Origin of the sequence: Campylobacter concisus, from assembly GCF_002092845.1 — a bacterium.
Classification (GTDB): domain Bacteria; phylum Campylobacterota; class Campylobacteria; order Campylobacterales; family Campylobacteraceae; genus Campylobacter_A; species Campylobacter_A concisus_AQ.
In genome coordinates this window covers 197,316-218,332 of the sequence record NZ_LVXF01000012.1, presented here as the reverse complement: position 1 = coordinate 218,332, position 21,017 = coordinate 197,316, and the positions used below count along the sequence as shown (strand labels likewise).

At 36.3% G+C, this 21,017-nt stretch carries 26 protein-coding genes; 21 read left to right on the top strand and 5 right to left on the bottom strand.

The features are described from left to right. Together A3854_RS04585 and epsC are read left to right on the top strand one after the other, a co-directional pair. On the top strand, window positions 1-401 hold a 401-nt coding region (locus A3854_RS04585; protein WP_141081829.1), incomplete at its 5' end, for a PLP-dependent cysteine synthase family protein. 4 nt (window positions 402-405) lie between these two features. Next, window positions 406-957 (top strand): serine O-acetyltransferase EpsC, encoded by a 552-nt coding sequence (gene epsC / locus A3854_RS04580; RefSeq protein ID WP_084041512.1) that lies wholly within the window; start codon window positions 406-408, stop codon window positions 955-957. Between the two features lie 19 nt (window positions 958-976). Here the strand turns inward: epsC and A3854_RS04575 are convergent, their stop codons facing one another. From A3854_RS04575 to rpmB, 3 genes are all read right to left on the bottom strand, one after another. Beyond that, window positions 977-1,183 (bottom strand): YdcH family protein, encoded by a 207-nt coding sequence (locus A3854_RS04575; protein ID WP_084041511.1) that lies wholly within the window; start codon window positions 1,181-1,183, stop codon window positions 977-979. Between the two features lie 115 nt (window positions 1,184-1,298). Then, window positions 1,299-2,429 (bottom strand): potassium channel family protein, encoded by a 1,131-nt coding sequence (locus tag A3854_RS04570; RefSeq protein WP_021090478.1) that lies wholly within the window; start codon window positions 2,427-2,429, stop codon window positions 1,299-1,301. Between the two features lie 23 nt (window positions 2,430-2,452). Next, window positions 2,453-2,644 carry a 50S ribosomal protein L28 gene (gene rpmB / locus A3854_RS04565; protein WP_021090707.1) on the bottom strand — a complete coding sequence of 64 codons (192 nt, stop codon included), beginning with the start codon at window positions 2,642-2,644 and terminating at the stop codon, window positions 2,453-2,455. Window positions 2,645-2,819: 175 nt separating this feature from the next. On the opposite strand from rpmB, the gene A3854_RS04560 reads away from it, so the two are divergent. From A3854_RS04560 to A3854_RS04500, 13 genes are all read left to right on the top strand, one after another. Then, entirely contained in the window at window positions 2,820-3,566 is a 747-nt protein-coding gene (locus A3854_RS04560) for a hypothetical protein (RefSeq protein WP_084041510.1), read from the top strand. 47 nt (window positions 3,567-3,613) lie between these two features. Continuing rightward, the gene (locus A3854_RS04555) at window positions 3,614-4,936 is read left to right on the top strand and encodes a hypothetical protein (RefSeq protein ID WP_180378642.1); all 1,323 of its coding nucleotides are present in this window, start codon (window positions 3,614-3,616) and stop codon (window positions 4,934-4,936) included. Between the two features lie 9 nt (window positions 4,937-4,945). Beyond that, entirely contained in the window at window positions 4,946-5,593 is a 648-nt protein-coding gene (gene rpe, locus A3854_RS04550) for a ribulose-phosphate 3-epimerase (RefSeq protein ID WP_084041508.1), read from the top strand. Beyond that, complete coding sequence (locus A3854_RS04545) at window positions 5,590-6,390, top strand: 3'-5' exonuclease (protein ID WP_084041507.1); 801 nt, start codon at window positions 5,590-5,592, stop codon at window positions 6,388-6,390. The genes rpe and A3854_RS04545 overlap by 4 nt, the downstream gene beginning before the upstream one ends. A 118-nt stretch (window positions 6,391-6,508) precedes the next feature. Then, window positions 6,509-6,949: a hypothetical protein gene (locus A3854_RS04540; protein ID WP_084041506.1), complete on the top strand. Its 441-nt coding sequence runs from the start codon at window positions 6,509-6,511 to the stop codon at window positions 6,947-6,949. Between the two features lie 189 nt (window positions 6,950-7,138). Next, a complete protein-coding gene (locus tag A3854_RS04535; protein WP_084041505.1) occupies window positions 7,139-8,512 on the top strand; it encodes a sodium-dependent transporter in 1,374 nt (457 codons plus the stop codon). An 11-nt stretch (window positions 8,513-8,523) separates the two neighbouring features. Then, on the top strand, window positions 8,524-9,726 hold the full coding sequence (locus tag A3854_RS04530; protein ID WP_084041504.1) for a M48 family metallopeptidase: 1,203 nt from the start codon (window positions 8,524-8,526) through the stop codon (window positions 9,724-9,726). Next, complete coding sequence (gene prmC / locus A3854_RS04525) at window positions 9,716-10,528, top strand: peptide chain release factor N(5)-glutamine methyltransferase (protein WP_084041503.1); 813 nt, start codon at window positions 9,716-9,718, stop codon at window positions 10,526-10,528. Before A3854_RS04530 ends, prmC begins: the two co-directional genes overlap by 11 nt. A 10-nt stretch (window positions 10,529-10,538) precedes the next feature. Next, a complete protein-coding gene (locus A3854_RS04520) occupies window positions 10,539-11,018 on the top strand; it encodes a DUF4149 domain-containing protein (protein ID WP_084041502.1) in 480 nt (159 codons plus the stop codon). After that, entirely contained in the window at window positions 11,002-11,784 is a 783-nt protein-coding gene (locus A3854_RS04515) for a threonine/serine exporter family protein (RefSeq protein ID WP_084041501.1), read from the top strand. Before A3854_RS04520 ends, A3854_RS04515 begins: the two co-directional genes overlap by 17 nt. Continuing rightward, a complete protein-coding gene (locus A3854_RS04510) occupies window positions 11,777-12,301 on the top strand; it encodes a threonine/serine exporter family protein (protein ID WP_084041500.1) in 525 nt (174 codons plus the stop codon). Before A3854_RS04515 ends, A3854_RS04510 begins: the two co-directional genes overlap by 8 nt. Window positions 12,302-12,417: 116 nt before the next feature. Then, a complete protein-coding gene (locus A3854_RS04505) occupies window positions 12,418-13,611 on the top strand; it encodes a Cj0814 family flagellar-dependent secreted protein (protein WP_084041499.1) in 1,194 nt (397 codons plus the stop codon). A gap of 171 nt (window positions 13,612-13,782) precedes the next feature. Next, window positions 13,783-14,172: a YbgC/FadM family acyl-CoA thioesterase gene (locus tag A3854_RS04500; RefSeq protein WP_084041498.1), complete on the top strand. Its 390-nt coding sequence runs from the start codon at window positions 13,783-13,785 to the stop codon at window positions 14,170-14,172. Window positions 14,173-14,216: 44 nt separating this feature from the next. Here A3854_RS04500 and A3854_RS04495 read toward each other — a convergent pair whose 3' ends face one another. Together A3854_RS04495 and A3854_RS04490 are read right to left on the bottom strand one after the other, a co-directional pair. Beyond that, window positions 14,217-15,467, bottom strand: a complete 1,251-nt coding sequence (locus A3854_RS04495; RefSeq protein WP_084041497.1) for a hypothetical protein — start codon at window positions 15,465-15,467, stop codon at window positions 14,217-14,219. Further along, a complete protein-coding gene (locus tag A3854_RS04490) occupies window positions 15,464-16,117 on the bottom strand; it encodes a uracil-DNA glycosylase (RefSeq protein ID WP_084041496.1) in 654 nt (217 codons plus the stop codon). The genes A3854_RS04495 and A3854_RS04490 overlap by 4 nt, the downstream gene beginning before the upstream one ends. Window positions 16,118-16,239: 122 nt before the next feature. Here A3854_RS04490 and rpmH point away from each other — a divergent pair, with 122 nt between their 5' ends. Genes rpmH through mnmE form a run of 6 tightly spaced genes read left to right on the top strand, consistent with a single transcriptional unit; the run spans window position 16,240 to window position 21,012 of the window. After that, window positions 16,240-16,374 carry a 50S ribosomal protein L34 gene (rpmH, locus tag A3854_RS04485; RefSeq protein WP_002940373.1) on the top strand — a complete coding sequence of 45 codons (135 nt, stop codon included), beginning with the start codon at window positions 16,240-16,242 and terminating at the stop codon, window positions 16,372-16,374. Continuing rightward, entirely contained in the window at window positions 16,362-16,697 is a 336-nt protein-coding gene (gene rnpA / locus A3854_RS04480; protein WP_084041495.1) for a ribonuclease P protein component, read from the top strand. Before rpmH ends, rnpA begins: the two co-directional genes overlap by 13 nt. Further along, the gene (gene yidD, locus A3854_RS04475) at window positions 16,694-17,035 is read left to right on the top strand and encodes a membrane protein insertion efficiency factor YidD (RefSeq protein ID WP_084041494.1); all 342 of its coding nucleotides are present in this window, start codon (window positions 16,694-16,696) and stop codon (window positions 17,033-17,035) included. The genes rnpA and yidD overlap by 4 nt, the downstream gene beginning before the upstream one ends. 1 nt (window position 17,036) lies before the next feature. Beyond that, entirely contained in the window at window positions 17,037-18,590 is a 1,554-nt protein-coding gene (gene yidC / locus A3854_RS04470) for a membrane protein insertase YidC (protein ID WP_084041493.1), read from the top strand. Then, window positions 18,590-19,690: a Jag N-terminal domain-containing protein gene (locus tag A3854_RS04465; protein WP_084041492.1), complete on the top strand. Its 1,101-nt coding sequence runs from the start codon at window positions 18,590-18,592 to the stop codon at window positions 19,688-19,690. Before yidC ends, A3854_RS04465 begins: the two co-directional genes overlap by 1 nt. After that, window positions 19,687-21,012 carry a tRNA uridine-5-carboxymethylaminomethyl(34) synthesis GTPase MnmE gene (gene mnmE / locus A3854_RS04460; RefSeq protein WP_084041491.1) on the top strand — a complete coding sequence of 442 codons (1,326 nt, stop codon included), beginning with the start codon at window positions 19,687-19,689 and terminating at the stop codon, window positions 21,010-21,012. Before A3854_RS04465 ends, mnmE begins: the two co-directional genes overlap by 4 nt. The last annotated feature ends 5 nt before the right edge of the window (window positions 21,013-21,017 follow it).

The window sequence follows — 21,017 nt, the reverse complement described above, 5'->3', positions numbered from 1 at the left end:
TAGCTGGTGTTGGTACAGGTGGCACAATAAGTGGCGTAGCAAAAATTTTAAAAGAAAAGGGCTATGATACTAAGATCATCGCAGTTGAGCCTGAAGCATCGCCGGTTTTAAGTGGTGGCAACCCAGGACCACATAAAATTCAAGGCATTGGAGCCGGATTTTTACCAAATACTATGAATATGAGCTTAGTTAGCGAGGTAGAAAAAGTAAGCAACGATGACGCACTAAACGCGGCTAGAGCAATCGCAAAAAGTGATGGACTCATGATAGGCATAAGCGGTGGTGCTGCTTACGTGGCTGCAAAAAGAGTGGCTAAAAGACTTGGTGCTGGCAAAAAAGTACTTTTCATAGCTCCAGATAACGGCGAGAGATACCTAAGTACAGAGCTTTACGGAGCATAAAAATATGTGGGAGAGTCTAAAGGAGCTAGTTCAAACTGTTCGTGAAAAAGACCCATCGGTACATAAGTGTTGCTTTTTGGCAATACTTATAAATACTCCTGGTATTCATGCGGTTTTGTTTCATAAAATTTCTCATTTTCTATATAAAAAAGAGCATTTTTTTCTAGCTAGGCTCATCTCGCAAATTGCAAGATTTTTAACGGGCATCGAGATCCATCCTGGAGCAAAGATCGGTAGGAGATTTTTTATAGATCATGGCATGGGTGTAGTTATCGGTGAGACAGCTGAGATAGGCGATGATGTAATGATGTATCATCAAGTAACACTTGGAGGCACCGGAAAAGAGTGTGGCAAAAGGCACCCGACTGTAAAAAATGGTGTGACTATCGCAGCTGGCTCGAAAATACTAGGTGCCATAACGATCGGCGAAAATGCCAAGATCGGCGCAAACTCGGTCGTGCTAAAAAATGTCCCAGCAAACGCGACAGTCGTTGGTATACCAGCAAGAATAGTTCGAGTAAATGGGACAAAATTTGAACCAGAATTTATTATCTAATTTTAGAATTTAAATAAATTTATTTTTGCTCTTTGTATTTTAAAATTTGAGCATAAATTTCATCTTTTAGTTTTAATTTTTCTTTCTTTAACCCATCAAGCTCTGATGGTTTTGCTAGATTCTCATCTATTTTTTTATTTAGCTCATCATGTTTTTTGCAAAGAGTAGCAAAACGAGCATCGGTTTTCTTTAGCTCATTTATAAGGTCTGTATATTCATGTAACATATCGGCTCCTATAAAAATTTGAGAAATTTTATCAAGACTTTGTAAATGCTTGGATATAAAATAAGCACCAAGACATTGCTTAAATTTTTAAAAAGAGCGAGTAGAAAAATTTATTTTATACGTATTTGAATTCTTCAGGTTTGTGTTTGCTTTTTACAACACGCTTGGTTAGACGTATTCCATCAACGGTACCGATGACTAAAAGCTTTGATCCTGTTCCTACTAATGTATCGCCATTTGGCATTGGCACAAAATTATTATTTATATCTCTAATGCCTACTATGTCTGCATTTGTAATATTTCGTAGATGAGTCTCTTTTAATCTTTTAAATCTTATCCAAGAGTAATCAGGCACAAGAATTTCTTCTATATCGATAGGTGAATTTTTTGTATATAAAAACTGCTCTAATAAATTTTCCATGTCCGGCCTTACGCTCATGGCACTTAACCGCTGCGCGACTAAGCGAGATGGACTTACCACATTGTCAGCGCCTAATTTTTTTAATCTTTGCGTATCGTCTTCTGTCTCTGCATTTGTGATGATATGATAAGGCTTTCTGCGACCTATCTCTTTTTCATAAAGTCTTACAGATGCTATAAGGGCGATGTTATCAGCAATATTTGAGCTAAGAGTTATAAGACCTTTTGCGCTTGATAGATGTGTTTTTAAAAAGGCAATTTGCGTGTGTGGCTGAGCTTTTATAAAATATGGGTATTTATAAATTTGAGCTAGCTCTGCGATATCTTCTCTATCATCGACCACTACAAAAGGTATATGATTTTCGCGAAATTGAGCACTAAGTTCGATTGTGTATAGATTGTGATAACAAATAACGAAGTGATTTTTTAGTCTTGCGATCCTATAAAGCATGCGTCGTTCCTTTAAAATGCTAATTAATGTACCTCTTTTTAAAACCTCAACCACAATACCAATCGATAGTGTAAATATAATAAAACCAATAAGTATAAATGTGATAGTAAAAATTCTGCCCTTTGGAGTTATTGGAGCAACTTCGGTAAAACCAACTGTTGTAAAAGTCATACCAGCTTGGTAAAAGGCATCTATTAGCGAGAAATTATCTATTAATACGTAACCTAATGTTCCAAAAAGTAACAGTAATACGACTGAAATTAGTGGAAATCTAAAAGGTTTTAGTTGTTCATAAAGCTCAGTATCTAGGCTTATTTCTGGTTTTGTAGAGTTTGACCAGTTGAGGAATTTTAAAAGTCTTGAGAGAAAAGACATAAATTCCTCTTCATTTTATATTCTTAGTTTGATTGTTTTTTCATCGTTCTTAGAGTAGAAGCAGCAACTTTTATCTTTCTTGTAGTACCATCTTCTAGTGTAACACGAATCGTTCTAAGATTTGGCAAGAATCTTCTTTTAGTTTTATTGTTAGCGTGGCTCACATTGTTGCCTATCATCGGTCCTTTGCCTGTTATCGCACATCTTTTTGACATTTTTTTTCCTTATAAACAAAAATTTCTGCTGATTTTATCTAAAACAAACAAAAGTAATGCTTAAATAGATTCTTTTTTAAAAGAATTGATTTTTATTAATAATCTAGATAAAATAACGCCTTTGTCTATAAATTATAAATAGCAAAAAATATTTAGAAATCTTGAGTGATACAAAATGCTTAGTAAAGAGTTGATCGAAAAAAATGTTGATTTTGTTTTACAGATGCCAACTCTTTTTGAAAAGATCGAGCACTTTTTGTTAGCTGGTAATGTAACTGAGGCAGTTGCTACTTTACAAAATATAGCATCTTTTAAAACTTATTTTAGCTCCATTTTTAAGCGTGCAAAATTTGATATTCCTTATGATGGTAATGATTTGATAGTAATAGCAAATATGCTTGGCATTGATACTTTTAGAGCGATAGTACTTTCTTATTTTATATTTTTAAAATCTCCAAAAATTTATAAGGTATTTAATTTTAAAATCGTCGATTTGATCGAGCTTAATGCTAAAATTTTATCAGATTGGCTAAAGATATTAAACTCTTTTAAAGAAAAGCACTATAACTATTTATCGCTTGCTCCGTATTCTATGGCCTGTATTATAGTGTGTGAGAATTTATTTTCGAAATTTCCATCTTGTATGTCAGACGTTATTTCGTATTCTGACATAAGTTATAATAAAATTTTGCAAAAAAAACATGGCTTTAATATTTTGGATATTTTTTTAAAAGCGATGAATATGAACAAACAATCATTAAGCAAGATTGATAAAGAGATGCTTTGCTTTTTTGAGATTTTGCTCTCTTATGAGTCCAGCAGGCCTGAATTTTATGATTTTGGAGTTGATAAAATTTTAGATATCAATGTTTATCCAGAGATGCAAACCATTATATTTATTAAAAAAGCTCTACAAAAATGAAATTAACTTTTAATGGTTCTATGGCAATTATAAGGCCTTTTGGTTTTTTGGAAGCAGAGAATGTTCCATTAAAATTAAGTGAAAAATATATAAACCAAATTTCATCGCGTGATATCAGTGCTATACTGCTTTCACTAAAAAATGTTACATTTTTTAGCCCTATTTGGCTTGGTAGAGTAATTGAAAATTTAAGCGAAGAAGCGCAAAAGCTTGGCGTGGTATTTGCGATTTGCGATTACAATGAAATTTTTTATGAATTGATGATGAGAACAGTTAAGAATATTTTAAATATTTCAATGTTTGAAAGTGAAAATATCGCAAGCTTGTTTTTAAATAAATTTCTAAATAACACAAATGACAAAGTTTTCATTTATAACTCAACTGAGCAGTATAAGCACTATTTGGCCAATTATCTCAAAAATCGATCATTTGATGTGGTTGAGGCTAGAGATGCGACCGAGTTTAATAAAAAAAAGAATTTATATAGTTATGCAGTGTCACAGCTAAATCATGTGAGATTAAGACAAAATCAGATAGATACTTTTATAAAAGATGGTGTCGTTGTTTATGCCATAAAAAGTTTTATGGACTCAGATTTTATTGAAGATTTTGATATGTCAGCTCATGACATTATGCTAAAAATCGGATATAAATTTTTTATTTTATGGGTAAATATTTCTGGCGCTTTAAATATAAGGGGTGCAAAATTTCTAATCAAACTTGCTAACATTAGCAAAAGATCAGGTGCATTTATTTCGCTTTGTGGCATAAACGAATCAAATTTATCTATTGAATTAGTAACGTACCTTAAAGATGCAAACATATTTATCTATAAAAATTTAAATGACTTTTACAAAGACGACACTATTTTTTATCTTAAAAAAAGAGAGTTTGATGCAGAGCCAGTAGATATCAACAAGAGCGTTGCTCAAATTTCATCTTATGTGACGCAAATTGCGAGTAAAATTATCTCACAGTTAGCAGAAGAAGAAATTTTGTGTGTTGATACCAAGGTTAGTGCGCTTGACATAGAGGATGAGTGCGATTATTTACGTATTTGTGTTCAGTATTATGGTGATATTTACGCAAGAGTGCTATTTGGAGTAAAAAAAGATAAATTAGACAAAATTTGCTCTATTTTTATGCCTGAAGGCGATGATTCAAATGATTATTTAAGTGGATATTCTCAAATTTTTAGTATCATTACAGATAAATTTTTGACTCATCTTTGGCAAAAAGGCATAAAAGTAAAAGTTAGTTTGCCTAAAATTTTATCCGATGATGTTTTTTTCGATCACAATAGTGTAGGCATCATGAACAGACTAGATGTAAAAGATGACGAAATAGGCTTTGTATTTGTAACCAAGTAAGGAGAAGAAATGTACGTTGCACCTAGTATTTTATCGGCTGATTTTGGAAATTTGGCAGCTGAGATAAGAGCCATTTGCGAGGCTGGGTGTGATCTGGTGCATGTTGATGTTATGGATGGGCATTTTGTGCCAAATTTAACCATTGGACCAGTCGTGGTAAATGCCGTTGCAAAAGCAGCTACAAAGCCACTTGATATACATTTGATGGTTGAGAATAACTCATTTTTTGCTGATCTTTTCTTGCCGTTAAAGCCAAAATTTTTAACCTTTCACATCGAAGAAGAGAAGCACCCATTAAGGCTCATCGATCACATCAGAAAAAATGGTGTAAGTCCTGGCATCGTGCTAAATCCACACACGCCAGTTAGTGCGATCGAGCATATTATTGATGAAGTCGATATAGTGCTTTTAATGAGCGTAAATCCTGGCTTTGGTGGTCAGAAATTTATGCCGGTCGTGCTTGAAAAAACAAGGGCGCTACGAGAGCTGATAGAACGAAAAAACGCTAAGTGTCTGATCGAAGTAGATGGCGGCGTAAACGGACTAAATGCGCCTGATCTTGAAGAGGCCGGAGCTGATATTTTGGTGGCTGGCAACTACATCTTCTCGTCAAATTCCTACGAACAAGCCATTCGCGCCATAAAGCTTGAGTTTTGAAACCAGAAAAACAGCGTTTAGAAAATAGCATAGAAATTTTAGCTAGGCAAAATTTAGGCTATCATGAGTTTATTTTAAGATTTAGTGATATTGAAGAAATTTCATCACTCATTGACGTGCGCGATCTTGATATGTGGCGAACTCTTGGGCTTGACATCACTAGAAATGAAGAGAATGAGATCGAGCTTGGCACGAGATTTAGAGATATTAGCGAGCAGGAATTTTGCGTGGTTGATATCGAAACGACTGGTGGTACGACGAGCGGACAGATCATTGAAATCGGTGCAATAAAAATGAAAAATGGCGTTGAGATAGGGCGTTTTGAAAGCTTTATAGCAGCCCCTGAAGTACCTGAAAATATCACTGAGCTAACCGGTATAAAGGCTAGCGATTTAATCGGTGCGCCAAATTTGCTAAATGTACTTGAGCGGTTTAAAATTTTTCTAGGAACTAGCGTCTTTATCGCTCATAACGTAAATTTTGACTATGGCTTTATCTCTCACAGCCTAAATGAGATCGGTCTTGGTATGCTGCTAAACAGAAAGCTTTGTACCATTGATCTTAGTCGTCGCACTATCGCTTCGCAAAAATACGGACTTGGCTCGCTAAAAGAGCTTCTTGGCATAAACAATACCCACCATAGAGCCCTAAATGATGCAATAGCTGCGGCTGAAATTTTCAAAGTTTGTCTCACGCGCCTACCTTTTAGTATCCAAACGACAGAGGATCTCATAAGCTTTAGCAAAACAGCTCCAAGCGTGAAGCTAAAACCTGAGCCGGTTTTGTGTGTGAATTAGCGATAAAAAATTATCCACAATCAATATAAATTTACTAATTTTAATCATTAATTTTTATGTGTTCTTTGTTTTTAAAGGATTATGGGCAGTTTACTAAATTTTACAAAAAAGGAGGCAAATGAGTCAGAAAAATTTAGTTTCAAATTTTATCTCAGCTGACGATGAGATGCTCGTTTTTTTATCAAATTTTAGCAATAAGTGGTGCACGAGTAACGATGGAGCGAAATTTATAGAGCAAAATTTTACCTTTATCGGCTCAAAGCCAGTTTTACAAAATTTAAAAGGTTATAAAACGGCTGAATATAAAAATTTTGCTGACATTAAAAATTTTCTCAGCTCAAATCCAAGCATCAAAAGTAAAATTTTAAGTAGCGAGATAAGCTACATCGGCGACAACTCAACAAATATAGAGATTAAATTTGCGCCTGAGTATTTTTATGATTTTTTAAAATTTATAGTTGAAAATATCCCAGAACATCACTATTTTTGTGGTCCTAAGGAGGGCTGGATATTATTCATTGCGATGGAGGGGTATGTGGAATTTGGCCTTTTGCACTAATAGGCTTACTAAAATTATTTTTAAGCAGTTGTCTAAATTTACCCACAAAGATAAAACGCAAAAGAAAATTTTGTCCATAAAACTTCTTAAAACTAACAAAAAACTGGGCTTGCATCCTAACACCGCTTGTTGCTAGCAAAATTTAATCAATTTTTTTATATAATCCCTATTTTTCACAAAGGCAAAAAGATGGATAGAAAATCTTGGAGTTCAAGGCTCACATACATTTTAGCTGTTGCAGGAGCTACGGTTGGCTTTGGTGCGACGTGGCGTTTTCCGTATTTAGTCGGGCAAAACGGCGGCGGTGCCTATGTGCTCGTGTTTTGTATCGCGATGATCGTGATTGGCATACCGATGATTTTAGTTGAAAACGCGATCGGCAGACGCCTAAAATGCAACGCTGTGGATGCTTTTGGTGGATCGATAAATGGTAAAAAGATCAGTAAAAAGTGGCAGATCGTTGGCTGGATGGGGCTTGTTGGTGCTTTTGGCATCATGGCTTACTACATGGTTATTGGTGGCTGGGTGCTAAACTACATCGCCCAAATTTCATTTGGTTTGCTTGATCTCTCGCATGTGGTTAGTTTTGAGGAGACAAGTGCGTTTTATGAGCAAAATATCGTAAGCAATCCACTTGCTATCAGCTTTGCGACTCTTGTTTTTGTGCTGGTTAATTACGCTATTTTGGTGCAGGGTGCGGTCGGCGGTATCGAGCGATCAGCGAAATTTTTAATGCCACTACTTTTTATTTTAATGCTTATTATGATCGCTAAAAATATCACGCTTGATGGTGCAATAGAAGGCGTAAAATTTTACTTAACGCCTAATTTCTCAAAGATAAATTTAAAGCTTTTCGTTGATGTTTTGGGGCAGGTATTTTTTGCGCTCTCGCTTGGTTTTGGTGTGATGATCACGCTTTCTAGCTTTGTGAAAAAGGATGAGGGTTTGGTTAAAATTTCTATCATTACAGGCATTTTAAATACGGTAATCGCTGTGCTTGCAGGCTTTATGATATTTCCTTCTCTTTTTAGCTACGGCGTATCGCCAGATAGTGGCCCAAGTTTGGTATTTAAATCACTACCAATTGTTTTTTCTCACATGCCATTTGGTGGTTTTTTTGCGGTTGCGTTTTTTACACTATTAATGATCGCTGCACTTACAACATCGCTACCAATATATGAAGTAATAATCACGACACTTCAAGAAAAATTTAAGATAAAACGCAAGAAAGCAATATTTTTAGTTCTTGGAGGCATATTTATTTTAGGAAATTTACCTTCGCTGATGGCCACAAATATACTAAGTCACGTAAGCATTTTTGGTAAGAATATTTTTGATGCATATGATGCAATAAGCGCAACGATATTTTTTGTATTTACTTCATTTGGTTGCGCAATATTCGTAGGTTGGGTGCTAAAAGATGATGCAAAAAAAGAAATTTTGCAAGGTAGTGAAAAGCATGCAAAACTAATAAATATCTGGTTTTGGTATATCAAATTCGTCGTACCGTTTATCATTTTGGTGCTTTTTATTAGCTCGTTTTACGATAATTTTTTAAAATAGGGCGTAAAAATATGTTTTATTTTTTACTCGGTATTTACTTTTTTTACGTCGCCGCAAAGGCGATTTTGGCGATTTTGCAGATAAATTTTATACGCGCAGAGGCCAAAAAGCCAGCCGTCGTGCTAGAGCAGGGGGAGTATGAAACCGCCGCTGCCGCAGCAATAACTAATCAAAAATTTGAGATAGCAGGCCTACTTTATCACGCCGCGATATTTATGATGTGGGCGTGCTGGGGGCTTGGCGCGATATCGGGGCATGCTTATAAAACGGGAGATATAGGTGACAACGTCTTTATGGTTATGGTATTTTTGCTCGTTTCGTCGCTGCTAGAACTGCCGCTAAATATCTACGAAACCTTCGTCAAAGACAAAAAGCTCGGCTTTTCAAACGTAACGCCTAAAATTTTCGCGCTCGATCTGCTTAAAACGCTCGCGCTGACGCTGGTTTTTGGCACGCTATTTGTGTGGCTGGTGCTGCTTTGCATTAGATTTTTGGGCGATTTTTGGTGGTTTTGGGCGTTTTTGCTTAGCTTTGCCATCGCGCTTGTTATAAATCTCATCTACCCGACGCTTATCGCGCCTATCTTTAACAAAATGCAGCCGCTAGAAGATGGCGAGCTAAAAAGCCGTATAGAAGGGCTTTTAGCGCGGTGCGGGTTTAAAAGTAGCGGCGTTTTTACGATAGACGCCAGCAAGCGCGACAACCGCTTAAACGCCTATTTTGGCGGCCTTGGCGCGACCAAGCGCGTGGTGCTTTTCGACACGCTCGTAAAAAAACTAAGCTTAGAGGAGATAATCGCCGTTTTGGGGCATGAGCTGGGGCACTTTAAGCACAAAGATATCCTAAAAACCATAGCTCTAAGCGCGGTTATGCTTCTTGCGATGTTTTTAATATTCGGCAATATCCCTGACGCAGTGTATCAAGCGCTTGGGCTTCATAGCGGAGGCGGCGGAACGATCGTGTTTTTGCTACTTTTTTCGCCGATTTTCGGATTTTTATTTTCGCCGGTTAGCTCGTATTTTAGCCGCGCGAATGAATTTGGCGCCGATAAATTCGCAGGCAATGTCTCAAACAAAACCGACATGATAAGCGCGCTAAAAAAACTAGGCAGCGAAAACAAGGCCTTCCCGAAGGCTCATCCGCTCTATGCGTTCGTCTATCATTCGCACCCGAGCCTCTTTGAGCGTATAAACGAGCTGGAAAATGAAAATTGAAGAGGCTCTTAAAGAGGCTAGTTTAAGGCTAAGCCCGCTTTGTCAAAATCCAAGCAGAGTGGCTAAAATTTTGCTTATGAACTATCTTGATGTAAGCATTGAATGGATATTTTTAAATCAAAAAAATGAATTTGATGAGAGCGGCTATTTCGCTCTAGTTAAAAGGTATGAAAACTACGAGCCTCTTGAATATATAACTGGTAAAGCTAGCTTTTATGGGCTTGATTTTTATGTGGAAAGCGGAGTGCTTATCCCAAGACCTGAAACAGAAATTTTAGTGGATAAAGTAATAGAAATTTCACGCGAATATAATGAGCCAAAGATCGCAGAAATAGGCACAGGAAGTGGAATTATTAGTATCATGCTAGCTCTAAAAACAAAGGCAAATATCGTAGCGACAGACATAAATGAAAAAGCTTTGATGCTTGCTAAAAAAAATGCAGATAAATTTGATGTAGGTGGGGGGATCAAATTTTTAAACTGCTCTTACGTGGATGAAATTTTAGAAGATATTGATATTTTGGTTTCAAATCCACCATATATTGCAAGAGGCTATAAACTTAGTAAATTTGTACTAAATGAGCCAGAAAGTGCGCTCTTTGGAGGCGAAGTAGGAGATGAAATCTTAAAAGACATTATTCTCATAGCCAAAGATCGCAATATCAAAAACGTTGCTTGTGAGATGGGGTACGATCAAAAAGCAAGTATGCAAAAATTCTTAGAGACCAATGGTTTTGAGTATAGTTTTTACAAAGATTTGGCTGGCTTTGATAGAGGCTTTTGCGCGAAGTTAAAAATATAAAGGAGAGAGTTTGAGAGGAATTTATTTTTTGCTTTTGGCAGTACTTATAGGAGCTGAGCTAACGCTTGGTATCTTGGTGGCGCCAGTCATATTTTTCCCACAAAGCATCATAGGAGATGGCATACTTACGCATTTTATGAGTGGTCAAATGATGACAAAGATATTTTTGAAATTTAATTATATTTTGCTTTTTGTAAGCATAGTTGTAATGATTGGTGAGCTATTTGATCTTAGAAAAAAGCTTATTTTTTCACTAAAATTTAGCATGTTAATGCTTGCTTTTTTAAATTTAGCCTTAGCTTTTAGCTTTGTATTTTTCTTTACGCCTTTTATAGTTTATGCTCAAAATTTGGGTGTTGACGCGACACTGACGGCTGAATTTGCCAAAATGCATAGTGCGAGTGAATATGTGATGAAAATCATGCTTGTTTTACAAATTATTTTATTTTTTGTGAAATTTAAGATTAGCCAAAATGAACGCAAAGCCTGATATTCAAGTCTTAACAAATTTTCTAGCCGAATACACGAGTGCGATGGTGAGTGCTGGCACCTACACAGCGCGTGTAGAAAAGTGCGTAGATCGCATAGCTAAACACTACGGCCACGACGTTAGCGTGACGATTTTTGTAAAGTATTTTACCATTAGCGTCATGGACTCGGCCGACAACTCTCTGCGCCGAACCTATGTGAAAAAGATCCCGTTTGGTCATGTGAGCTTTAACCGCATTTCCGAGCTTTCGTCGCTTAGCTGGCGGATTTTGGATGAAAATTTGAGTTTAGACGAGGCCAAAGAGCAGTTTGAGGGCGTCATGCGCATCGGGGCGAATAAATTTGCAAGCTCGCTTATTTTAATAAGCCTTGCAAATGCGGCGTTTTGCAAGCTTTTTGGCGGCGATATGGGCTCGGTAGCTTGCGTATTTTTCGCGACGCTTGTTGGATATAGCCTTAGATTTGCTCTTGCTAAAATGGGCGTAAATTTAAAAATCCAGTACGTCCTAGTCTCGTTCGTCGTCTCTTTTATCGCTTATCTTGGCGTATTTTACGGCTTTACGCGCACTAGCGACGTGGCGATCGGCTCGTCGATACTATTTTTGATGCCGGGCGTTTTTCTCATAAACTCGGTCTTTGATATCATAAATGATAACACGCTTGTAGGCATCAGTAGAGCCGTGAGCACGGGCATCCTGATACTTTGCATAGCAGTGGGCGTCTATATCACGCTCTCGCTTAGCAGCGCGGAGATTTTACATGTTTGAGCTTTTTACCGCGACTCTCATAGACGGTGCCTTTGCCGCGGTGGCGGGGCTTGGCTTTGCCTACGCTAGCTCTCCGCCAAAAAGGACTCTCGCATTTTGCGCGCTGCTTGCGGCGTTTGCGCACGCTAGCCGTTTTTGGATCATGCAGATGGGATTTTTTAACATCAGCGTCGCCACTCTCATAGTTTCATTTTTAAGCGGGATTTTAGGTATGCTCTTTGCTAAACGACTAAAAGTGCCTGCCGAGATCATCGCGTTTCCCGCGCTTTTGCCGATGGTGCCAGGGGTTTACGCGTATAAGGGCATTTTGGCGCTGTTTTCGTTTCTAAACGAGCCTGATATCACTAAGAAAAACGAATACCTAATCATATTTTTCGATAACGCAATCACGACCACGACGGTTTCGCTGGCGCTTGGCGTCGGGGTTTCGGTGGTGCTTATTTTGTTTTACGATCAGTCCTTGATGATAACTCGCGGCGCCAAATGCGATCTAGCGACGAGAAAGACGCACGAGTAATTTTAACTTTCGGCATAGAAATTTTGTATGGCTTTTTGATAGTTTTTATTATTTTTACTAGATATTTTCTCAATTTTGCCGATGTAGCTTAAAACCAAATTTCAAAAGGATTTATGATGTTAAGCGGTATCGGTGGATTTTCGAGTGTCGCTAAAAATTTTCAACTAAATGAAAAACATAGCATAAAGAGTCAAATCATATATAGAAATGAAATCTCGCAGCCGGATACGGTCGAGCACAAATTTAACGAAGTTTTAGGCTATAAAGTAGGTGCGGACGGATATTTTACGTCCGAATTTAACGAAGCCGCAGGTATCCCAAAGGACTACAAAATCCACTCAGATACCTTAAAATCGCTCGTAAACGTAAATGATAAGGCTATTGCATTTAATAAAATGTTTTCAAAAATCGACATAGCAAAAACCGTCGGTAATGCATATAAAATTCTCTCCCAAGTAGCGGGCGACGAGCTACTAAACTCAAAAGAGAGCTTTACTAAAGAAGACCTTGCCAAATTCCCTCAAGGATACGAGTACGAGAAATCAAGTCTAAAAGTAACTAAAGTAAATAAAAACATCTACGACTATGCGTCGGTACGTAGCGCCTTTGACGATAAGTCTGGAAAAACCAATATGGAAACGCTATTTTTTAATAGTTCATATCATGCGTTAACAACAACGCCGCAATATAAGCCGTCAACCAATATCTTTGATAACAATAACGGCGGCAAAGAGAGCGAAAACGTGAGCGTGTTTATAAATCCTCACGGCGAAAGATACACCAACCCTGACGGTAGTATAACCAAAGGAGGCTTGATAGCAGCCGTAATAAACTCAAATTTAGACGTACGAGAGGGGGAAACTACGGTTTGGGGCAAGATGCAAGGTTATGACAAAAGCATAAGCGGCAAAGAATACAGACAAAAACTGGACGCCTTTATTGATTCGCGCAACATCTACGGCATCAAAGGAAGCGAACTTGACGGGCTTAGCAAGGATTACCAAGAATATGTACTAACATTTCAAAAAATGCAAGAGTCGCTTTTACCTGGTAGCACTGCCTTAAGCGGCAACTCTAACATAACTTCCGACGGCAAAGAATCAAAAAGCCTCTTTGAAATAATGCAAGAGGATATGAAAGAGGCGCAAAAACGCCTAGAAAAGCTAACCAGGCAAGAAAAGCGAACACAAAAGATGCTGGATAAAAACAGAAAATACAACAAAGAACTAGAGCAAAATACTAGAAAAAATTTAGAAGAACTTGAGGCGATGATGAAATTTAACGCTAAGGGCGTGGATATAAAGGCTTAAAAGGATTAATATGATAAGCGGCGTAAACGGATTTAGCGCAAACGTAAACTATGATTTTAGTAACTCTCATGGGCAAAATTTAAAGACGCATGAGGAAAAAAGGCATATATAATGGGGCTTTTAAGAAAATTCAGTAAAATTGGGCTTAATGTAAAAGTCTAAGGAAATACCGTGAAAATACGAATTTACTACGAAGATACCGACGCGGGCAGCATAGTCTATCATACAAACTACATTAAATTTTGTGAGCGTGCTAGAAGTGAGGCCTTTTTTCAAGCTGGACTAAATTTCACAAAAGAGGGCGGATACTTTGTAGTTTCATCGCTTGAGGCTAAATTTATAGCTTCTGCTGTGCTTGGAGATGAAATTTTTGTGCGAAGCAAGGTATTGGAGATTAAAAAAGCTAGTCTTGTTTTGGAGCAAGAAATTTATAAATTTGATGACAAAAATGACGAAAAGCTACTTTTTAGAGCGACGATTACGTTAGCCTTTATGAAAGAAGAGAAGCTTGCTAAGATAAATGACGAGATAAAGAAATTTTTGGAGAATTCTAAATTTTAAATCGTGGCTAAGTTTAGAAATTTAGCTTTAGCCACTTTGTGCTTTTACATTGAGCTGTTTTGATCGAGCAAAATTTCTTGATTTGCTTCGTCAAAGTGGTCGCCCTTTGCGTTATAAATTTTAACTCCATATAAGACTTGAGAGTTTTCAACTCTTTCGGTAAAAATTCTATCAGCACTTTTATCTATAAAATTTGTGTATATGTACTCGGCACCAAAAGCGCTTGAATAGCCGATTTGCGAATATCTAAAATCTACATCAAAAAGATCACCAAGCCCCAAGAATAAGTCGTTAACAGGATTTAATGAGTTTGCGATAAAAAGATTTTGTCTATCTCTTTGCGCGATGGCATTAAAGATATTTGGTAAAAAATTTATCTGTGTGCTTAAAAGTGCGTATGGTTTTATCTCAAAGCCCCTCATCTGCGTTGCTACAAGAGAAGCTTTGACGATTGGGATGTTTAAAAATATACTTGCGTCATCAAACTTGGATTTTTTGCTTAAAGTGTCGTTTAAATTTATATCTTTGCCTACGATAGAGGCCTCGTGATAATCACTACTTTGCATGCGGACATATTCATTTAGCTTTTGCCCTAATGAACTACCATCATCAAATGCAACTATTTTTTCGTTCGAGTAAGCTAGCAAAGCTGAAATTTGCTCTTTATAATCAATGCCACCAAAGATCAAATTTGGCTTTGGATTTATGATAAAAGAGCTATGAACACTTGGAATGTAGATAAGCTCATTTGATAGAACTAGCGAATTCATAATGTTTGCACCATTTGATGTAAGGGCTGCGATAAAATAATTAAAGCCTTGGGCTCTAGCCGTTTGCATAGCATTTGTAAGACTTTGTGGGCTTTCATCGTTGCTATTTATAAATTTGATCTCGATATCTGCGTCTTGCTTTAAGACATAGCTTAAGACCGCATTTGATACAACATTTGCATAAGATTTTATAATCTTTTGTGGAATGATTACAGCGATCTTACCGCTTTTATTAGCTTTTAAAATAGCTTCACCACCAAGAGAGATATAAAGCTCCAAAAGAGTGTTATCGTCTATTTTTGTTGGCTCAAATCTCGCCATAAAACTAGCCAGTAAATCAGCCTTGATAAGCTCATTTAAGCAGGCATTATCACAAAATTCTGGTTCTAAATTTATATAAGTAATCTTTGCTGGAGGTATGCTTGATAGACTTTGGTTTTTTGTAATATTACTCTCAAAATTTATCTCATCTTGCGATGCAAAAATAGTCGAAAAAATGGCTAAAAAAAGTAAAATTTTTCTCATATCACTCCTTTGATCTTTCTTAAATCATCTATAAAAATATTTTCAAAACTAGGATTTTTACTGATCCACTCTGGCGAAAACGTTGGTAAAATAAGGCTATTTTCATTTTTTAAAATACTACCTCTTATGCTTGAAAATCCACCTTTTAACAATAAATTTGGATATAAATGCATAAAAGCTTTTTCCCCTAAAGTCACGATTATCTTTGGCTTTATCAGCCTAATCTCTTCAAACAAATAAGGACGACAAAGTTCAATAGAACGGCTTAAAATCGGACTTTTATCATCATTTTGTGAAATTTCACACCGAAGTAGAGAACTTATGTAAATTTCTTTTATATCTAAATTTAAACTATTTTTTATGGCATTTTCTAAAAATTTTTTACTGTTATTTTCATAAGAATCATTTTTTTTAGAAAATAATATAAACATGATTTTGCTATTTTCATTGCCGATGCCGGCTGTTACGCCTTTTGAGCTGTTTCGCAAAGAACAAAGAGAACATTTTTTTACTTCGCGGTTTAGCTCATCAATATTGTTGTAATCATGATAGTTGCTTAGACTAAGAAAATTTTTATCAATAAACTTATAGCCAATTAGTTTTAAGAAAAATAATTTTTTTAAAAGCCTATTGTCTTTATTAAAATTCATTTTTGGATTATAACTTGATTTGCTTAAAGTTTGAGTTGTGGCTTTTTAAGCTAAGTTATTCAAAGGAATTTAAGTATTGCTTTGATAAAATCCCACTTTTTATATTAACTTTAAGGATAGAAATGAAAAGGACTTATCAACCTCATAAAACCCCTAAAAAACGCACTCACGGCTTTCGCTTAAGAATGAAAACTAAAAATGGCCGAAAGGTAATAAACGCTAGACGTGCCAAAGGTAGAAAAAGATTGGCTGCTTAGCTGGTTTTGAGTCGTTAAGCGGCTCAAAAGAATTCTCTCAAGTTTATAAAGAGGCTAGCAAGTGGCATTGTGATGCTTGCATTGTTTTTTATAAACCAACAAATGAAAAAAAAATAGCAGTAGTTGCTAGTAAAAAAGTAGGAAAAGCGGTAGTTAGAAATAGAGCTAAAAGACTTTTGAGAGCCGCTTTTTTTAATATTTCTAGTGAATTAAAAGATGGCACATATATTATTATCGCAAAAAATGGAATTACAGAAATTTCATTTGAAAAAATTTGTAAAAATTTAAGTTGGTCTACAAAAAAAATGGGATGTTTAAAATGAAAAAAATTGCGATTAAAGCTATCGCTTTTTATCAAAAATATATTTCCATACTTCTACCAAAAAGCTGTCGCTATTATCCGACTTGCTCACAATACGCGATTTGGGAATTTCAAACAAATAGTTTTTTTTCTGCTTTTTTTGCAACCTTTATGCGAATTTTAAAATGTAATCAGCTTTTCAAAGGCGGTATCAACTACCCAATCATCTACAAAAAATTTAACTTATGTTTTATATTTCAAAAAAGTGATACCAAAAATGTAAATTTTTGGTTTGTCCCTTGTCAGAATAGTAAATTTTATGTCGTAAAAGTATTAGATAAATTAAAGGAAAAAAAATAAAATGGAACAGATGTCTATGCAAAAAAGGTTGCTTCTTGCAGCGCTTTTATCTATTGTTTTTTTTATAGTGTATGATTTTTTTATGCCAAAAAGAGTGGTGCCTGAGCAAAACCAAACTACAATCTCTCAAGCAATAGATCAAAATAAAGCTCCAAATATAAATCAAAATACACCAAAATCAAATGAAAATTTAGCTTCAAATGAGATAATCGCTACTATCAAAGGTCAAAGCTACGAAGCAAAAATAGATAAGCTAGGAAGAATTTCAAAATTCTATCTAACTGAAGAGAAATATAAAACAGAAGATGGCAACAAAATCGAGCTTGTTTCGCAAAATCCATTGCCACTTGAGCTTAGATTTAACGATAGTACTTTAAATACTGATGCTTTTAAGGTTGCATATAGCAGTGACGCTAGTGAGATAGATGCCAGCAGCGAGCCTAAAACGATAAAACTTACTCAAAATTTAGATGGAGTTACAGTCACAAAAAATATCAAATTTTACCCAAATGGCAGATATGAAGTTGAAGTAAATTTAAGTAAAAGTGTTGATTTTTTCATCACCCCTGGCTTTAGACCAAACATCTCAGTAGATAGCTATACGGTTCACGGCGTGATGCTTAGAAACACGGATGATAGCCTAAATATTATTGAAGATGGTGACGCTAAAGAGGTTAAAAACTATGCAAATACCACAATAGCAGCCGCATCTGATAGATATTATACAACGCTATTTTACTCATTTGAAAAGCCATTTGAAGTAGCCGTAGATAAAGATTCTAACAATAATCCTATTCTTTTTATAAAGGCAAATAATAATTTAAAATTAGGCGCATATATCGGACCAAAAGAGCATAAAATTTTAAGTTCGATGGATGAGAGATTAAACGACGTTATTGAGTATGGTTGGTTTACATTTATAGCAAAACCGATGTTTGCATTTTTAAATTTCTTGCATAACTACATTGGCAACTGGGGCTGGGCTATAGTTGTGCTAACACTTGTTATAAGGATAGTTTTATTCCCGCTTACATACAAGGGTATGCTATCTATGAATAAGCTTAAAGAGCTTGCTCCAAAGGTAAAAGAGCTTCAGACAAAATATAAAGATGATAAGCAAAAAATGCAAGTTCATATGATGGAGCTTTATAAAAAGCATGGTGCAAATCCGATGGGTGGATGCTTGCCGATCTTGCTTCAAATCCCAGTATTTTTTGCGATCTACCGCGTCTTATTAAATGCGATCGAGCTAAAAGGTGCTCCTTGGATACTTTGGATACACGATCTTTCGGTAATGGATCCATATTTTGTGTTACCTATTTTGATGGGGCTAACGATGTTTTTACAACAAAAACTTACACCAACGACATTTACTGATCCTATGCAAGAAAAGGTAATGAAATTTTTACCTCTTATATTTACATTTTTCTTCGTGACATTCCCAGCAGGTCTTACACTTTACTGGTTTGTAAATAACGTTTGCTCGGTTATTCAGCAAGTATTTGTAAACAAACTTTTTGAAAAACATAAAAAAGCTACGGAGGTAAAGGCTTAATGAAAATAGAAGCAAATACCCTTCAAGAGGCATTTCAAAAGGCAGCCGAGCAGCTTAACTGCTCAGTAACTCAGCTTGATATAAAAGTTTTACAGCATCCGAGCAGTGGTTTTTTGGGATTTTTTAAAAGAAGTGCGATCATTGAAGCAAATTTAGAAAATCAGCCAAAACCACAACATAAACCAAAAAATGATAGAAATTTTGCTAAAAAAAGTGATGAAAACGAGCCTGCAAAAGAAGAGAAAAAACAGAGCAAAAAACACGATCATAATGATAAAAAGCGAAATCCTAAAAAGCATAAAGATGAGAAAAATGAGGCTAAGTCTGAGCAAAAAGAGCATAAAAATGAAAAGCCAAATTTAAGCGAGAAAAACTCAGCTCTTGCTAAAGATGCCTTTGCTGAAAAGGGTGAAAAAGAGGCTGAAGAGCCGGGATATGTCATAAAAAGACTTGATGAGCCAAAAGAGCCAAAAGAGCCAAAAGAGCAAAAAGAGACTAAAGTGGCAAAAGAGTCACAAGCTAGCAAAAATGCTCCTAAAAATATTTTAGATAATTCTATTATTGAAAATTTTAACCAAACTGATGAAGAGAGTGCGGCTCAAGCTTTACAAAAAGAAAAAAAAGAAAAAGCAACAATCGACTTTGATAAAATTTTACCTGAGATCAAAGATGGCATGAACCGTCTTTTTAAGGCAAGTTGTTTTGATATTAGTAAAATTGAAGTTAGCAAATTTGACGATGAAACGGTGCTTATAGAGCTTGATGGAGCTGATGCGGCTCTACTTATAGGTAAAGAAGGTTATAGATATAAAGCGATATCTTATATGCTTTATAACTGGCTAAACTCAAAATATAATCTTGCTATCCGTCTTGAGATCGCACAATTTTTGCAAAATCAAGAAGCGATGATGGATCAATATTTAAATGGCGTGATCGAGCGTGTGCAAAATAGTGGCAGAGCTCAGACAAAGCCACTTGATGGGGTTTTGGTTAAGATCGCACTTGAGAAGCTTCGCGAGAAATTTCCAGATAAATATGTCGGCATAAAAAGCGGCAATGACGGCAAATTTGTCGTCGTAAATGACTTTTTCAAAAAATGAGTGAAACCATTGCAGCCCTTGCCACAGCTTATGGCATCGGCTCAGTTTCTATCGTAAGGCTTAGTGGCAAAGACGCTCTGGCCACCTCTTTAAAACTTCTTAAACTTTCAAATTTAGAGCCAAGATACGCGAAACTAGTCAAAATTTACTCCCTTGATGATGAAATTTTAGACGAGGGCATTGTTATATATTTTAAAGGCCCAGCAAGCTTTACAGGCGAGGATATCGTCGAGTTTCAAACTCATGGTGGCGTTATGGTGAGTGAGAGAATTTTAAACGAGTTAATAAAGGCTGGCGCAAGGCTTGCTATGCCAGGCGAGTTTAGCAAGCGGGCATTTTTAAATGGCAAGATGGATCTAGCTAAGGCTGAGGCTATACAAGGGCTCATTACTTCAAAAAGCGAGATCGCTGCTAAAATTTTGACCCGCCAGATGCAAGGCGATCTTAGTAAATTTGTAGGCGAGATCAGAAGCGAAGCGGTCAAAACTCTTGCTTTTGTTGAGACGATGATTGACTATGCTGATGATGATCTGCCAGCAAATTTACTAGAGCAGACTAAACAGATGCTTTTAAAAAATAGCGAGAAACTAGAGCGCATAGGCACACTTAGCGAGCAAAGAAGAGGGCTAATAGATGGCTTTAAGATCGCTATAGTTGGTAAGCCAAATGTTGGCAAAAGCTCCATTTTAAACTCGTTTTTGGCATACGAGAGAGCGATCGTTAGCGACGAGGCGGGCACGACCAGAGATAGGATAGAAGAAAATTTTAAGATCGGCTCACATCTAGTTCGTATAATAGATACCGCTGGCATCAGAAAAGATGCTGGGAAGATCGAGCAAATCGGTATAAACTATTCTATTTCTGCTATAAATGAAGCTGACATAATCCTAGCTGTTTTTGATGGCTCAAATCTAAGCGACGAGCAAGATAAAGAGATAATTAGGCTCGTTTCTAGCTCAAACAAAAAAGCCTTTTTTATCTTAAACAAAAGCGATCTGGCGTTTAAATTTGACATAGAGCTAGAGGGTGCTATCAAAATTTCAGCAAAAAATGATACGAGTGTAGTTTTAAAAAAGCTCGAGGAATATCTCAAGACGCAAGACACCGACGAGATCATGCTAAGCTCAAACCGCCAAATTTTAAGCTGTAAAGAGGCGAGCGAGGCTTTAAAAAGAGCGTTAAATTTGCTTGTCGAGTCTGAGCTTGAGCTTTTTGCTTATGAGCTAAATGCGGCGATAGAGCAAATCTCGTCGATCACAAAGCCGTTTGAGAGAAGCGAAATTTTAGACGAAATGTTTAGCAACTTTTGCCTCGGCAAATAACGAAA